Origin of the sequence: Peptostreptococcus stomatis DSM 17678 (assembly GCF_000147675.1) — a bacterium.
GTDB classification, from domain to species: Bacteria; Bacillota; Clostridia; order Peptostreptococcales; family Peptostreptococcaceae; genus Peptostreptococcus; species Peptostreptococcus stomatis.
Map to the genome: position 1 here is coordinate 11763 of NZ_ADGQ01000046.1, position 16053 is coordinate 27815.

General features: G+C 38.5%; 13 protein-coding genes, 7 tRNA genes and 1 riboswitch. All 20 genes read right to left on the reverse strand.

From position 1 onward, the window contains the following. Positions 1–68: 68 nt before the first annotated feature. The 20 genes from recD2 to HMPREF0634_RS04235 all read right to left on the reverse strand — a co-directional run bounded on the left by recD2 (position 69) and on the right by HMPREF0634_RS04235 (position 15968). A complete protein-coding gene (recD2, locus tag HMPREF0634_RS04140) occupies positions 69–2288 on the reverse strand; it encodes an SF1B family DNA helicase RecD2 (RefSeq protein ID WP_007789287.1) in 2220 nt (739 codons plus the stop codon). A 305-nt stretch (positions 2289–2593) separates the two neighbouring features. Next, on the reverse strand, positions 2594–3778 hold the full coding sequence (gene metK / locus HMPREF0634_RS04145) for a methionine adenosyltransferase (RefSeq protein WP_007789302.1): 1185 nt from the start codon (positions 3776–3778) through the stop codon (positions 2594–2596). 117 nt (positions 3779–3895) lie between these two features. Beyond that, a riboswitch (SAM riboswitch) is annotated at positions 3896–3996 on the reverse strand. A gap of 74 nt (positions 3997–4070) precedes the next feature. Then, positions 4071–5081 (reverse strand): rod shape-determining protein, encoded by a 1011-nt coding sequence (gene mreB, locus HMPREF0634_RS04150; protein ID WP_007789311.1) that lies wholly within the window; start codon positions 5079–5081, stop codon positions 4071–4073. A gap of 23 nt (positions 5082–5104) precedes the next feature. Next, positions 5105–6358, reverse strand: coding sequence for a UDP-N-acetylglucosamine 1-carboxyvinyltransferase (murA, locus tag HMPREF0634_RS04155; protein ID WP_007789292.1), 1254 nt, complete (start codon positions 6356–6358; stop codon positions 5105–5107). Positions 6359–6733: 375 nt separating this feature from the next. Continuing rightward, positions 6734–8101 (reverse strand): phosphoglucosamine mutase, encoded by a 1368-nt coding sequence (gene glmM / locus HMPREF0634_RS04160; protein WP_007789285.1) that lies wholly within the window; start codon positions 8099–8101, stop codon positions 6734–6736. Positions 8102–8355: 254 nt separating this feature from the next. After that, positions 8356–8910: a 2-oxoacid:acceptor oxidoreductase family protein gene (locus HMPREF0634_RS04165; protein WP_007789307.1), complete on the reverse strand. Its 555-nt coding sequence runs from the start codon at positions 8908–8910 to the stop codon at positions 8356–8358. Beyond that, entirely contained in the window at positions 8911–9690 is a 780-nt protein-coding gene (locus HMPREF0634_RS04170) for a thiamine pyrophosphate-dependent enzyme (RefSeq protein WP_007789298.1), read from the reverse strand. It lies immediately after the preceding gene. After that, positions 9690–10754 (reverse strand): 3-methyl-2-oxobutanoate dehydrogenase subunit VorB, encoded by a 1065-nt coding sequence (locus HMPREF0634_RS04175; protein ID WP_007789272.1) that lies wholly within the window; start codon positions 10752–10754, stop codon positions 9690–9692. The genes HMPREF0634_RS04170 and HMPREF0634_RS04175 overlap by 1 nt, the downstream gene beginning before the upstream one ends. Before the next feature lie 17 nt (positions 10755–10771). Next, positions 10772–10987, reverse strand: a complete 216-nt coding sequence (locus HMPREF0634_RS04180; RefSeq protein ID WP_007789290.1) for a 4Fe-4S dicluster domain-containing protein — start codon at positions 10985–10987, stop codon at positions 10772–10774. A 54-nt stretch (positions 10988–11041) separates the two neighbouring features. Beyond that, entirely contained in the window at positions 11042–11719 is a 678-nt protein-coding gene (locus HMPREF0634_RS04185) for a hypothetical protein (RefSeq protein WP_007789281.1), read from the reverse strand. 83 nt (positions 11720–11802) lie between these two features. Continuing rightward, a complete protein-coding gene (gene buk / locus HMPREF0634_RS04190; protein ID WP_007789299.1) occupies positions 11803–12885 on the reverse strand; it encodes a butyrate kinase in 1083 nt (360 codons plus the stop codon). 611 nt (positions 12886–13496) lie between these two features. Then, positions 13497–14411 (reverse strand): CdaR family protein, encoded by a 915-nt coding sequence (locus HMPREF0634_RS04195; protein ID WP_007789308.1) that lies wholly within the window; start codon positions 14409–14411, stop codon positions 13497–13499. A 17-nt stretch (positions 14412–14428) separates the two neighbouring features. Beyond that, positions 14429–15280, reverse strand: a complete 852-nt coding sequence (gene cdaA / locus HMPREF0634_RS04200; RefSeq protein WP_007789276.1) for a diadenylate cyclase CdaA — start codon at positions 15278–15280, stop codon at positions 14429–14431. A 99-nt stretch (positions 15281–15379) separates the two neighbouring features. Continuing rightward, positions 15380–15453: transfer RNA gene (locus HMPREF0634_RS04205), tRNA-Arg, on the reverse strand. Positions 15454–15462: 9 nt separating this feature from the next. Beyond that, positions 15463–15537, reverse strand: a tRNA-Gly gene (locus tag HMPREF0634_RS04210). 12 nt (positions 15538–15549) lie between these two features. Beyond that, positions 15550–15626, reverse strand: a tRNA-Asp gene (locus tag HMPREF0634_RS04215). Between the two features lie 7 nt (positions 15627–15633). Further along, a tRNA-Val gene (locus HMPREF0634_RS04220) sits at positions 15634–15709 on the reverse strand. A gap of 6 nt (positions 15710–15715) precedes the next feature. Continuing rightward, a tRNA-Glu gene (locus tag HMPREF0634_RS04225) sits at positions 15716–15787 on the reverse strand. Positions 15788–15809: 22 nt separating this feature from the next. After that, positions 15810–15885, reverse strand: a tRNA-Met gene (locus HMPREF0634_RS04230). Positions 15886–15893: 8 nt separating this feature from the next. Beyond that, positions 15894–15968 (reverse strand) — tRNA-Asn (locus tag HMPREF0634_RS04235). Between the last annotated feature and the right edge of the window lie 85 nt (positions 15969–16053).

Below are 16053 nucleotides of genomic sequence, written 5' to 3' on the forward strand. Positions count from 1 at the left end.
ACAGTATATTAAGTTAAAAAAACTAGCTACGTTAATTTATTATACATGGACCAGGATAAATCCTGCCTCTAGTCTTCAACTATTGAATTTAATTTGAAACTAGCCAACTTATAGGACAGGTTTGAATACCTATCTTGGTTCATGTTATTAGATATCATATAGTCCAGATACTTCTTGTTACCAACTATAACCACCAGCTTCTTGGCCCTGGTAACTGCTGTATAGAGAAGGTTCCTACTCAGTAACATAGGTGGTCCCCAGGTCATAGGAATAACAACTATGGGGAATTCACTACCCTGGCTCTTGTGAACAGTTGTACAAAAACAGTGGTCAAGCTCTGACAATTCATCATACTTGTACTTGAATATCTTGTATTCATCAAATAGGACATACATGGACTTGTTTTGCTTATCTATATGGTAGATATAACCAATATCCCCATTATAGATACCCTCTCCATAGTCCGTATTTTTTTCGTTTTCCCACTTTTTAGAGTAGTTGTTTTTTATCTGCATAACCTTGTCACCTACCCTAAAGGTCCTCTTCAAAAGCTCTACTTCCTGCCTCTCTCCCTTAAAAGGGTTTAAGGCTTCCTGTAGTTGTATATTTAGGTTATGTACACCTGCCAGACCCTTACGCATTGGCGATAGTACTTGGATATCCTTGATTGGGTCAACCTTATAAAAACTTGGCAACCGCCCCTTGACCAGGCTCTTGATTTCTTCCAATATGTCTATATCCTCTTCCTTATTTATAAAGTAGAAATCTGTATCCTTTTTATTGGCAACAATATCCTGACCCCGATTAATCCTATGGGCATTGACAATTATGTCGCTTTCCTGGGCCTGCCTAAATATCTCCGTCAACCTTATAGTAGTGATGATACCTGAGGATATAATATCCCCCAGCACATTACCTGCCCCTACTGACGGCAGCTGGTCTCCATCACCAACCAGGAGTAGCCTAGTCTTAGGTGAAGTGGCCTTTAGTAGGGCATCCATCAAGAATATATCTATCATAGAGGATTCATCAACTATAATGACATCTGCCTCTATGGGCTCTTCCTCATTTTTCATAAATATAGATCTGTCATCTGCATCAAAGGCCATCTCTAAGAGCCTGTGGATGGTCTTGGCCTCCTTACCAGTTGTTTCGGTCATCCTCTTGGCAGCACGCCCAGTTGGGGCAGCTAAGGCGACCTTGTTCTTATTTAGGCTAAATAGGTTTATAATGGCATTTATTGTGGTAGTCTTACCCGTTCCCGGTCCACCGGTCAAGACCATGACCCCATTTTCAAAGGCGGCCCTGACAGCCATCTTTTGGTTATAATCTAGAAAAATGGACTGGTCTTCTTCAAAAGACTCAATTTCCCTATCTATATCTATCTTTAAGTCCCTGTGTTCATAGGAATTCAGTCTAATCAACCTATTACATACATCTACCTCTGCCTTGTGGTACTTGGCCAGGTATATTATATTATAGTCGCCAAGTCTTTCGATGACTATCTTCCTCTCTAGGGCCATCTCATATATCATGGAATCAATCAAGTCCACATCAAGGTCTAGCAACTTTTGAGATTCAGACCTAACCAGGTCTTCCGGTAAAAAGGTATGACCACTATTTATAGAATTTTTCAGGATATGGAGGATTCCTTTTTCTATCCTGTACTCGGAATCTTTTTCTACCCCGGATTTCTGGGCTATATCATCTGCTATAGTAAATCCTATACCAACCACCCTGTCGACCAGGAGGTATGGGTTGGTCCTAATTACATCCAAAGACTTCTCTCCATAGATCTTGTAGATCTTCATACTCATTCTGGGGCTGATACCATAGGGGGATAGGGCTACAATCACATTTTTAACACCCATATTCTCCTGGTAACTCTCTATTATTGGTTGGAGTTTTTTCTTGCCAATACCCTCTATTTCCAATAGTCTGTCCGGCTCATTTTGTATCACATTTAGGGTTTCTAGCCCAAACCTATCAACTATCCTCTTGGCAGTCTTTTCACCTACCCCCCTGATTACACCTGATGCCAGGAAGGATAAGATACCACTGACTGTAGATGGGACCACTATTTCATAGGAAGTCACATTTAGCTGCCTCCCATATTGGTCATGTACCTTCCAGTCTCCCTTAACAAGGATATTTTCTCCAGCAGTTAGGCCAGGCATGTAACCAGTGATTACTTCCGTATAGTCTTCAATTTTTAATCTTGCTACCGTATAGCCATTAGTATCATTCGAATAAACAATATCGATAACACTACCTTCGACTTGGTCCATTATATCTGCCTCCTAACTACTTATAGTCAATTTTATTTTTTAAAAAAGCTTTTTGAGAAAGTTTTTTAGATTCATATAAATTTTTTATTATTTACCTGCTTTCACACTTACTCCGGTCTTTATTTAAAATCTATTTTTCATATCATATAAAGTTTAACACATTAGCCGAGTAAAAAACTAATTTTACTAAAAATATTAATATCAATTTTTCATAAATCTAATTCTTTTTCACAAAAATAGCGCTGGTAGAGAATTTTTCCTCTCACCAACGCTAAATGTTACACAGGTTATATTATAGGTCTTATTTATAAGTAGGCCTTTAAAGTTTCTACCTTGTCAGTTCTTTCCCATGGTAGGTCTATATCAGTTCTACCAAAGTGACCATAGGCAGCTACCTGCTTGTAGATTGGTCTTAATAGGTCTAGGTTCTTAATGATAGCACCAGGTCTAAGATCGAAGTTTTCCTTTACAATCTCAACTAGCTTTTCATTAGATAGCTTTCCTGTTCCAAATGTATCTACAAATATTGATAGAGGTCTCGCTACACCTATAGCATAGGCAAGTTCTATTTCACACTTGTCTGCTAGTCCTGCCGCTACTATATTCTTGGCAACATATCTAGCCGCATAACAAGCTGACCTGTCTACCTTTGTTGGATCCTTACCAGAGAAGGCTCCTCCACCATGTCTAGAGTATCCACCGTATGTATCTATGATTATCTTTCTACCAGTTAGGCCTGTATCTCCGTGTGGCCCACCTACAACGAACCTACCAGTTGGGTTGATGTAGTATAGTGTCTCATCATCCAATAATTCTGCTGGTATTGTAGTCTTTATCACCTTTTCTATAAGGTCTTTTCTTATCTGGTCATTTGTAGTATCTGGGTCGTGCTGGGCAGATATCAATACAGTATGTACCCTTACTGGCTTGTCTTCTTCATATTCAACAGTTACCTGAGTCTTACCATCTGGTCTTAGGTAGGCTATTTGTCCTGACTTTCTAACGTCAGTAAGTTTTCTTGATAGCTTGTGAGCTAGGGATATTGGTAGTGGCATTAATTCTGGAGTTTCATTACAAGCAAATCCAAACATTATACCCTGGTCTCCAGCACCAACCTTTTCTATCTCGTCTTCTACCTTTTCACCTTCCTTTGATTCCAAACCTTCATCAACACCCATAGCTATGTCATTTGACTGTTCATCTATAGCTGTGATTACTGCACAGTTTTCAGCATCAAAACCAAACTTACCCCTGACATATCCTATACCTTCAACTGTTTCTCTAACTATTTTTGGAATATCTACATAGGCATTTGTTGATATTTCTCCTGCTACTAATATTAGTCCTGTTGTAGCTGTTGTTTCACACGCTACCCTGGACTTTGGATCCTTTTCAATCAAGGCGTCAAGTATCGCATCTGATACCTGGTCGCAAAGTTTGTCAGGATGCCCTTCTGTTACTGATTCTGATGTAAATAAATGTCTTGCCATTTCTTCTTCCTTTCATAAAATACTATATACTTTTATACAACTTTTCCTCAATTTGCCTTATAAATAAAAATTGACCTCTCCAAAAGAAGAGGCCATTATTTACATAATAATTAGCAAACCTCATCTTTCAAGATATACATCTTGTAGGATTTAGCACCGTAAATTATTCCGGTTGCCGGGCTTCATAGGGCCTGTCCCTCAGCCACTCTTGATAAGGTAATCAAGAATTTTATTCAATTATATGACTATGTTATCATCATGACTATTAAAAGTCAAGTTTTTATTTTCGAATTTAAACAGTTCCTGCTATTTCAAGTATCTCTACAGATCCCAGGGCTATACCTGTACCTAGGGCAACACAATTTATTGGCTCACTTGCCAACCTTACCCTGAGTCCTGTAACCTCAGAAATCTTCTTGTCCATACCATATAGTAGGGCTCCTCCTCCTGTTAGGACAATTCCCCTCTCTGCTATGTCAGATGCTAATTCTGGTGGGGTATCCTGAAGGACCTTGATAACTAGGTTGGTAATCTGGGCCACACTGTCACTCATAGCATCCATTATTTCAAAAGAGCTAACTGTTATAGACTTTGGTAGACCATTAGTCAAGTCCCTACCTGTTATCTTTATGAACCTTTCTTCCTGACGTCTATAGGCACAACCTATATCCTTCTTTATCTTTTCGGCAGTTCTTTCACCGATGATTACATTGTAATTTTTCTTGATGTACCTGATAACATCCTGGTCAAACCTGTTACCACCAACCTTTATAGACTTGCTGATTACAGTACCACCAAGAGATATAACGGCTACATCTGTAGTTCCACCACCTATATCAACCACTAGGTGACCACCTGGAACTGTGATGTCTATACCTGCTCCTATGGCTGCTGCTATGGGTTCTTCTATCAGTAGGACCTCTCTAGCACCCGCCTGCTTAGTAGCATCCTGGACAGCCTTTCTTTCGACATCAGTTATCTTACTAGGCACTGATACCATGATCCTAGGCATTACTATCTTGCCCATGCCCTTGCTATCACCAAGCATATTGATAAAACCACGTAACATCTTTTCTGCATTATCATAGTCTGATATTACGCCATTCATCATTGGTCTTATAGCCTCTATATCCTTAGGCGTCCTACCAATCATCTTGTAGGCCTCATGACCCACTGCTATGATTTCGTCCATCCTATTGTCAACAGCTACTACAGCTGGTTCATTCAAAACAACACCCTTGTCATCTACTACTACTAATACATTCGCAGTACCTAAATCTATTCCAATATCCATTCCTGCCATCTCAAACCTCCGTATACGACTAATTAATCTTCAACTATTTCAACATCTCCGCCTATACTTCTCAACTTCTTATCTATGTCGACATAACCCCTCTGTATATGGTATATCTCACCTACATTAGTTGTACCATCAGCTATCAAGCCACATAGTATAAGGGCTGCTCCGGCCCTAAGGTCAGTAGCTACTACATCTGCCCCCTTTAGGCAATCTACGCCATTAACTACTGCACTTCTGCCATCAATCTTAATATTGGCTCCCATCTTGTTAAATTCATTTACATGCATAAACCTATTTTCAAATACAGTCTCTATTACCACTCCAGTTCCCTCGGCAACTGTCAACATTGCCATAAACTGGGCCTGTACATCCGTTGGGAATCCAGGATGCGGTAGGGTCTTAATATCTATCGGTTTAATCTTATCAGGACCTATTACCCTGATTGACGTTTCACCCTCTTCCACTATGGCTCCGGCTTCAGATAGCTTGGCTATAACTGGCTTTAGGTGGTCAATTATTACATTTTCAAGAACTATATCTCCCTTTGTCATAGCAGCTGCCACCATATATGTAGATGCTTCTATTCTATCGGGTATTATAGTATGCTCTGCCCCATGAAGAGACTTAACACCCTTTATCTTTATTGTATTCGTTCCGGCACCCCTAACAGATGCACCCATTTCATTCAAGAAATTTGCCAAATCAACTATTTCAGGCTCTTCAGCAGCATTTTCTATAATTGTTACACCGTCAGCAAGTACTGATGCCATCATTATATTCTGAGTAGCTCCTACTGATGGGAAGTCAAGATATAGCTTATTGCCAACTAGCTTTTCTGCCCTGGCTTCTATAAAACCATGGTCCATTATTATTTCAGCACCAAGGGCCTTAAATCCCTTTAGGTGTAGGTCAATTGGTCTAGTTCCAATTGCACATCCACCCGGCATAGAAATCTTTGTACGATTAAAGATGGCCAAGAGTGGACCCATAACTACAAAAGATGCCCTCATTTTCTTTACTAGTTCATATGGAGCCTCATATGTGTTTATACTTGATGTATCTATCTCTAGACATCCATCACAATAGTTAACATCTGCACCTAGATGGGCCAAAAGATCTGATATTACATGTACATCTCTTAGGCTTGGTACGCTTTTTAATGTACACTTCCCCCTAGCTAGTATTGTTGCTGCAATTATAGGTAGTACAGCATTTTTTGCTCCATCTATTTTCAGGGTTCCCTTTAAAGGACCACTCTTTTTTACTCTAATTCTTGGCATAATTTCTCCTCTTAACTTAACACTAATAATCCTCGTAGATTTTTCCCATATACTCATCAAGGGTGTCATCGGTTATAGCTGCCAAACCTCAAAGGTCTAACAAAAACCTACACCAACTTTGCTGTCATTTATAAATCTTAAAATTTTTAATCCGACTCCACTTATAGCAGTGGTAACAAAAGACATACCACAGATACCTACTCTAAGGTTTATAAATGATATCAAATCACAATATACACATATAGATGGGTTACCGCCCAAGGAGATGTGCATACATCTCCTTATTATATCAAATCAGCGGTAAAATTACAATCACTTAAATTCTTTTTAAATATTTTTTTAACTTAAATATCTAAGACAAGGTCTCTATTACACTTAAACCTGCTTTAAACCAATTTTTTTATCTATCAGGTCTGCAAGCCCCTTGGCCAAACCATATATATGGTCTTCATTCTTGCCTTCCAACATTACCCTTACTAGGGGTTCCGTACCTGATGGTCTGATTAGGACCCTACCCTTACCATCCATTTCTTTTTCTATATCTTCTATCCTATCAGCTATCTCTTTTATTTCCATATAGCTATTCTTGTATTCATTCTGAACCCTGACATTTACTAGTACCTGTGGATACTGGTCCATTATACTGGCCACATTAGAAAGAGCCTCTCCCTTGGCCTTTACAATAGATGCCAGAACTAGTGATGACATAGTACCATCACCAGTAGTATTATAGTCCAAGAAAACCAAGTGGCCTGACTGTTCTCCACCTAGGCTGTAATCACTCTTTATCATCTCTTCTAGGACATACCTGTCTCCGACCTGAGTTGTGGCCAGGTTAATTCCATTTTCTTCAGCAGCAATTCTTAAACCTATGTTACTCATTACTGTAACTACTAGGGTATCTTTCTTTAGCTGACCCTTTGCCTTCATATCTATAGCACTTATGAGCATAATCTTGTCACCATCTACTATATTGCCCTTTTCATCCACTGCTATCAGTCTATCTGCATCACCATCATAGGCCATACCCATGTGGGCACCTACTTCTACAACCTTGGCCTGTAATGATTCTGGATGAGTAGACCCACACTTGTCATTTATATTGTTGCCATCAGGTTGACAGTGTATTTCTATTACCTCTGCCCCAAGTTCCCTATAGGCCATAGGAGCCACCTTATAGGCTGCACCATTAGCACAGTCTAGAACCACCTTCAAGCCTTTTAGGTCTCCATCTATGTGTGACTTTAAGTAGTCCACATAATCCCTAACAGCATTGTGTTCATAGATTTTCCTACCAACATCTGACCCTACTGGCCACTTGTCTAATAGGTTTTCATTGTCTATATGCTTTTCTATTTCTAACTCTATTTCATCATCTAGCTTGAAGCCCTTGTCATTGAAAAATTTTATACCGTTATACTCAACAGGATTGTGGGAAGCTGATATTACTACACCACAATTAGCCCCATACTTTCTCGTCAAGTATGCAACTGCTGGTGTAGGTATTACTCCTACTGTTATTACATCACAACCAACTGACATCAAACCAGCTATTAGGGCAGCCTCTAGCATATCACCTGAAATTCTAGTATCTCTACCAACAACCACCTTAACCCTTGAATCATCCTTGCATTCCTTTGTTAAGACAAAGCCACCGGCCCTACCCAACCTGTAGGCCAAAGAGGAATTTAATTCTGTATTTGCTACACCTCTTACTCCATCTGTACCAAAATATTTTCTCATATATGTTACCACCTTATTTTTCTATTTTGAATTTGATCTTAATATTCCTAAAAATCCCATATATAATCTATTTTATCACAAAAAACGTATTTATACATATATTTTAGGTCTATATTGGAGATTTTATATCAAGTTTCCCATTTTTGTATAAACAAATTAGAGGGTACATATTCATTTGCTTTCGCTTAGAATATATACCCTCTATCCAATCGGGACCAGTCACTAAGGCCAATCCTTAATTATAAACTAATTAATTATTTTTTCTGATCCATAACAGCCTTGTAACCTGCTTCAAGAGCCTGTCTATTAACTGGTATGAACTTTTCTTTTCTCTTTCCGAAAACCTTCTTGAAAGCTTCTAGAACAGATTCTATGTTAACACTATCGTCAACTGCAAGGAAAGCACCTAGCATTACCATGTTGGCAAACTTAGGCCCACCTAATTCATTTGATAGGGTGTTAGCATCTATATAGTAAGCTTCTATATCATCTCTGCTGCACTTTTCGTGAACAAGCGAGCTGTTGATTAGTATAACACCACCAGGAACTACATCACCTTCGAACTTAGTCAAAGATGGAGAGTTCATGATTACAGCAGCTGTTGCATCATCAGTGATGATTGGAGAACCTACTGGCTGGTCAGAAATAGTAACAGCACAGTTAGCAGTACCACCACGCATTTCTGGACCATAAGATGGCAACCAAGAAACTTCTTTATTTTCAAGCATTCCGGCATAAGTCATCAACTGACCCATAGACATTACACCCTGTCCACCGAAACCTGCACAAATAACTCTAGATGTCCTCATTTATTTTTCCTCCTTTGCAGCTTTTTCTGCTAATGCAGCTTCTATATCAATATCCTTGAAGTTCTGTACTGGATAGTAAGGAACCATATTGTCTCTTAACCACTGAAGAGCATCTACAGGAGTTTTACCCCAGTTAGTAGGACATGTAGAAAGTACTTCTACCATAGAGAAACCTAAACCAGCCATCTGTACTTCGAAAGCCTTTCTAATAGCCTTCTTAGCCTTTCTAACTTCTGCCGGAGTATCTACTCTAACTCTTTCTATATATCTAGCACCAGTTAGTGTAGAAAGCATTTCAGAAATTCTGATTGGATATCCATGTAGTTCTGGATCTCTACCTGCCTGACAAGTAGTTCCCTTTTCACCTATTAGTGTAGTAGGAGCCATCTGTCCACCTGTCATACCGTAAGTAGTATTGTTTACGAATATAACAGTTATCTTTTCACCTCTGTTTGCAGCATGAACGATTTCAGCAGCACCGATTGATGCAAGGTCACCGTCACCCTGGTATGTGAATACTGTATTATTTGGATTAACTCTCTTTATACCTGTAGCACATGCTGGAGCTCTACCATGAGCAGCTTCGTGCATGTCGCAGTTAAAATAATTATATGCTAGAACTGAACATCCAACTGGAGCTACACCTATTGCAGATCCTACAACGTCCATTTCTTCCAATACTTCAGCAACTAGTCTGTGGATTATACCGTGAGTACATCCTGGACAGTAATGTGTCTGTGCGTCAGTTAAACCTGATGTCTTTTTGAATATAACAGCCATTACTTAACACCTCCCATGATTTCTTTTGCTCTCTTGATTATTTCCTTTGGCTCTGGTACCATACCACCTGGTCTACCATAGAAGTGAACTGGGTGTCTACCATTAGAACCTAACTTAACGTCTTCTACCATCTGTCCTAAACTCATTTCGATTACAAATAAGTTCTTACAAGCTGGTATTTCATCAAATGCCTTATATGGGTAAGGCCATACAGTCTTAGGTCTGATTAGACCTACCTTATATCCTTCTGCTCTCATTTCATTTACACAGTTCTTAACAACTCTCGCCATAGTACCATATGCAACGAATACTAACTCAGCATCTTCAGTTCTATCCATTTCATACTGAAGTTCGTTAGCTTCGATTACATCGTACTTTCTCTGTAGGTGATAGTTGTGTTCTTCAAGAATTTCTGGAGAAAGGTATAGAGAGTTTATGATATTTGGCTTTCTCTGTCCCTTAGTACCAGTAGTAGCCCAACCTTCTTTAGAAGGAAGTTCTCTCTGCTTTCTTGGCTTATCAAAGTCAACTGGTTCCATCATCTGTCCGATCATACCATCTAGTAATACTAGAACTGGTGTTCTGTATAATTCTGCAACATCAAATGCATCCATTATCATATCACATGCTTCCTGTACACTTGCTGGAGCATATACTGGTGTTCTGTAGTCACCGTCACCACCACCTCTAGTTGTCATGAAGTAGTCTGACTGTGAAGGCTGGATTGATCCTAGTCCTGGGCCACCTCTCACTACGTTTAATATAACACACGGAACTTCTGCACCTGCACAGTAAGTAATACCTTCCTGCTTTAACGCAATACCTGGTGAAGAAGATGATGTTAGTACTCTAGCACCACATCCACCAGCACCGTAAACCATGTTTATAGCAGCAACTTCAGATTCAGCCTGAACGAATGTTCCGCCTATTGCTGGTAATTCTCTTGATAAATATTCAGGTAACTCACTCTGTGGAGTTATTGGGTAACCGAAGAAATATCTACATCCTGCAACCATAGCTGCCTTACCGAATGCTTCGTTACCTTTCATTAGTATCTTAGCCATTTAAAATCCCCCCTAAATTAATCTCTTTCTACTGTGATTACTGCATCTGGACACATCAATGCACAACTTGAACATCCTATACATTCTTCCATTCTTACAACGTGAGCTGGATTATATCCCTTTGAATTTACCTTAGACATGTCAAGCTCAATAATCTTTTTTGGACATACTGAGATGCATAGACCGCAACCCTTACAGTACTTCTGATCAAAAGACACTCTACCTTTAGCCATTTGTATTGCCTCCTTAAAATAAAATAAATCTAAAATTATTTATAAAAACACAAACTACATCATCCACTCATCTCTTAAATATAGATGGATAGGTACCACATCACCTTCGAAATCCTCAGGAATCTGGTCTACTATTGACTCTAGGCAAGATATAAACCTTATAGGTATATTCCTCTGCTTTGATACTTCACGACAGACCTCCTGCCCCTTCTCTATATCTTCAATTGTAGTAGCTTTAAGCATGTGAGTATTGTTGATCAGACCTGTAACCTTAAGCTTAGAAGCTGTTTCGATCTCATCAATATACTTCATTACTTCTTCCGCATTTTGTGTTTTTTCCCTGTTTGCATTGACAACGAAAAACATATCGTAATCGCCGTCTTTAATCATATCTCTATATCTTGCAATAACAGTTGCACCAACCTTATCACCACCAAGGTCTATTATATTATTGTGTTCCTTGTTTAATAGTGGTGTATGTATTTCTGCAGAAAGTGCTGGTATATCCAGCGTTGGCGCATCTACTGAACTAGATATAAGGTGGATTCCATTTTCCTCTAGGAAATCCCTCTTACCCCTAGACCTAAAGTATACGTTAACAACATCAAGGTCAGAAATTGAGAGCGGACCCTCAACTTCCTTCCTCAACTGCAATGCATAATTTACTGTAAATTCACTCTTTCCACTTCCATAGTGGCCTGTTATTATCCTTATTCTCTTTGTTTTCTCCATTTGTTGCCTTCTCCTTTATCCAAATACTCAATCTCCAGATAGGCAAGGCCTACAATCTGTGACAAATATTCAAAGACCTTATATTACTGCTCGTCGTAATTCTGAGCCTTTTCTTCTCCCTTTAGAACTCTTAATCCACCTAGAGCTAGTGCTACCATTTCATCTTCACCAGGGTATATCTTAACTTCAGCCAAGAATCCAACCCTATCAGATATCATCTTTGTAAAGCTCTTAGAATATGCTATACCACCAGTCAATAGAACTGCGTCTACCTTGCCTGATAGTACTGTTGCACAGCTACCGATTTCCTTAGCTACCTGATAAGCCATTGCTTCATATACTAAAGCAGCCTTCTTGTCACCCTTTTCTATCATAGCTTCTACTTCTCTGGCATCATTTGTATTTAAGTAAGAAACTAGACCACCGTTACCAGTTATCATCTTCCTTATATCATATACTGTGTAGTTGCCACTAAAGCATAAGTCTACTACTGAACCAACAGGCACGCCACCACTTCTTTCAGGTGAGAATGGACCTTCACCATCTAGGGCATTCGCAACATCTACTACTGAACCCTTATCATGAGCACCTACTGATATACCCCCACCCATGTGAGCTATTATCAAGTTAAGGTCTTCATACTTCTTGCCTACTTCACCAGCATATCTTCTAGCTATTGCCTTCTGATTAAGAGCATGGAAAATACTCTTTCTTTCAATGCTAGCTGTTCCTGATATCCTAGCCAAGTCAGACATTTCATCAACCACAACTGGGTCAACTATAAATGCTGGTATATTTAATTCCTTTGAGAATTCGTTTGCAATTATACCTCCAAGGTTTGATGCATGCTGTCCTGAAACGCCTACCCTAAGGTCTTCTAGCATACTTTCAGTTACACTATATGTACCACCCTTTATAGGCTTTAGTAGACCACCTCTACCAACTACACAATCAAGGTCTTCTAACTTGATATCCGCAGCCTTAAGTTCTCCTTCTATAACATCTTTTCTGAAGTTGAACTGGTCAGATATTTTTTCAAACTGGCCGATTTCTTCTGATGAATGTCTTAGAGTCTTTTCAAAAACCTCTTTGTCATTATCATAGACAGCTATCTTAGTCGATGTAGAACCTGGATTGATAGTTAAAATTCTGTAAACTTCCTTCATTGTATCCTCCTATTTAACTCTAACTGATTAAATTTTATTGCTAAACTTGCCAAATAACCAAAAACATAACTCACAATAATATCACCCACCTATATCCAATAAAAACTTTTTCCCAAGGCTCTATTTAAGATTCTAAATGTGTGATTCTTTAAGAGGATTATCCTCGATTATCGACAAATTCATATTACTAGCTATAAATTAATAAAAATGAATAAAATCCTTCATATATAACAAACTTTTTTATAGTTAGTTATTTGCACATCAGGAAATATTTTTTTTACTTTTTTATATCTTGAAAACATTATCCAATAAGTTTTCAACTGGTAATGGGTAAGAAAAAAAATTACTAATCACTCTTTCCTATATATTATTTTATAACTAAAATAAGGAACTTGCAATAAAAATATTAAATTAACAAATTTGTTATTTTTTAATATGATTAAGCAAATCCCCTGTTTTACTTTTAATTCTTATTTAATTTAAATATTCCAAATATTTCTCCATTTGTTTTTTCAACAAATATTCCAGAAAAGTAGTTTTCATACTTTTATTTGCCTATTTTAAAAAATAAGGTTATTCTCATAAATTATCAAGTAATAATTTGCTATTTCCTATTTCTTAATTAATAGTATTTCAGTATTTTCATTTTTTAGCTTTATACCTTCTGGCAACACTATTTCTACTTTTTTATTCAGCAATTGATTCAAATCGTTATCTGTTAGTTTTTTTGTTTTAATGTACTCTATATTTTTTAAAGTTTCACCACTTCCAGCCACGACTATTTTTTCTGGAGATAGGGCATAGGAATCAAGATCATATAGACCTCCGCTGTAATCTATTTTCAGTGGAAGGCTTTTAGTTTGCCTGAACTCACCAGAGACTGTTATTTTTTTTACATTTATATCTAAATCTAAGACATTGCCCTTATTATCATAGGCTTTAGCCTGGACTTCCTTTTCAAAGTAAGAGTCCTTATCTATTTTATCAGTATCTAAATCTAGGCCTACATAGTCAACCTTATCAACTAAGGACGCCGCCCCCGACACAGTGACTTTTTTGTAGTTAGTAGTAGTCTTTATAATCTCATCCTTGAGACTACCATTTAGGTTGACCTTGACATCAACCTGTTTTTTTGTCCTTTTCTCAAGATTCACTACAATAGAAGAATCCTTTAGTTCCCTGGACACCCTATTTGATATATTGGTCCTTAATATTACGACATTACTTCCTTCTACCGGGTTAATTATTTCTCCGTATATATCAATATTATCCCTAGTCAACTTTTGTAATTCCGACAACTTGCCCTCCAAGGTGATATCCGTCTTAAAATCCGCCTTAGGATATACTACAAAACCTTCATTTTCTAATTGATTCATCTTATTTATAGTTATAGGTATGTCCACTATTACCTTTTTTTCATCTGGGTCAACCACAGCTAAAACGTATAACCATAGTGCAAGTGCTGCTAATATTGATATGATTTTTGCCTTAATATTTCCCTTGGCTTTCTGCCTTAATTTACTCAAATTCAGCACCCCCCTAGCTACTTATTAAAAATATCTTTTACTAGACCAAAGGTCTTATCTTCTGTCTTATTCTTGTAGAAGTTCTTTAATATATTTGCCAATCTTTCCTTGCTGACATCCCTGTATATCTTTCCAGACCTGGCTATTGATACATGACCTGTTTCTTCTGAAACTATCAGGGTCAAGGAATCTGATATCTCACTAACTCCTATACCAGCCCTATGCCTTGTACCTAGATCCTTGCTAAGGTCCTTCCTCTGTGTAAGTGGTAAAAAACATGCTGCAGACTTAATCTTACCATCCCTAATTATGACAGCCCCATCATGGAGAGGTGTATTAGGTATAAATATATTACACAAGATCTGCTTAGTTATTTTTGCATCTATCTCTGTACCTGTTTCGACAATTTCATTTAGCTTAGTCTTGCCTTCAAGTACCAACAAGGCTCCTATCTTTCTTCCGGCCATGTCATACACTGCACCTAACATTTCAGAAATCATTTTTTCTATATTTATTTCATAGGCACTTTTAGCCTGTGATCCAAACCTAAATAAATTTGTATTCCTGCCCAGGTGCTCCAATCCTGCCCTTAGCTCCGGTTGGAATATTATAAATGGTAGTATAAATCCTGCTTCCAGTATCTTTACAAGTATCCAATAAAGAGTATGGAGTTTAAGCATACCACTGACTTGGGTAGCAATTAGTAGTATTATTACTCCCTTGAATAACTGCTCTGCACGTGTATCCTTTATAAACCTCAATATCTTATAAAATAGATAGGCCACTATAAGTATATCTACCACATCATTTATACTTATCCTATATATTAACTGGAAAAATTTATTAAAAATCAAATCAAATGACAACACATCTTCCACCTACTTTCCTAACTATACTTTACCATAAAATCAAGATAATTTATTTATTTTATAAAAAAAACTCTCTATCATTATGACAAAGAGTTTAAATGAGCGCACAGGGATTCGAACCCCGGACACACGCCTTAGAAGGGCGTTGCTCTATCCAGCTGAGCTATGCACCCACTTTATATTGGAGCGGGAAACGAGATTCGAACTCGCGACTTCGACCTTGGCAAGGTCGCGCTCTACCGCTGAACTATTCCCGCATATTAATTAAATGGCGACCTGGAAGGGGCTCGAACCCTCGACCTCCAGCGTGACAGGCTGGCATTCTAACCAACTGAACTACCAGGCCGCATTATTGGTGGGAGTAACAGGGCTCGAACCTGTGACCCCCTGCTTGTAAGGCAGATGCTCTCCCAGCTGAGCTATACTCCCACATTATGACTCCTAGGGGAATCGAACCCCTGTTACCGCCGTGAAAGGGCGGTGTCTTAACCGCTTGACCAAGGAGCCATGGCAACTAAAGTTTTTTTAATGGTTGCGGAGGAAGGACTTGAACCTTCGACCTTCGGGTTATGAGCCCGACGAGCTACCAACTGCTCCACCCCGCGATATTCAATGGCTCCAAGGGTGGGGCTCGAACCCACAGCCTACCGGTTAACAGCCGGTTGCTCCACCATTGAGCTACCTTGGAACAAGGTATTACATCAAATTCATTATGTAACTATTATAAAGTTCTATATTCCCCACGGAATTTAAAGTTGAGATTATACCCTAAA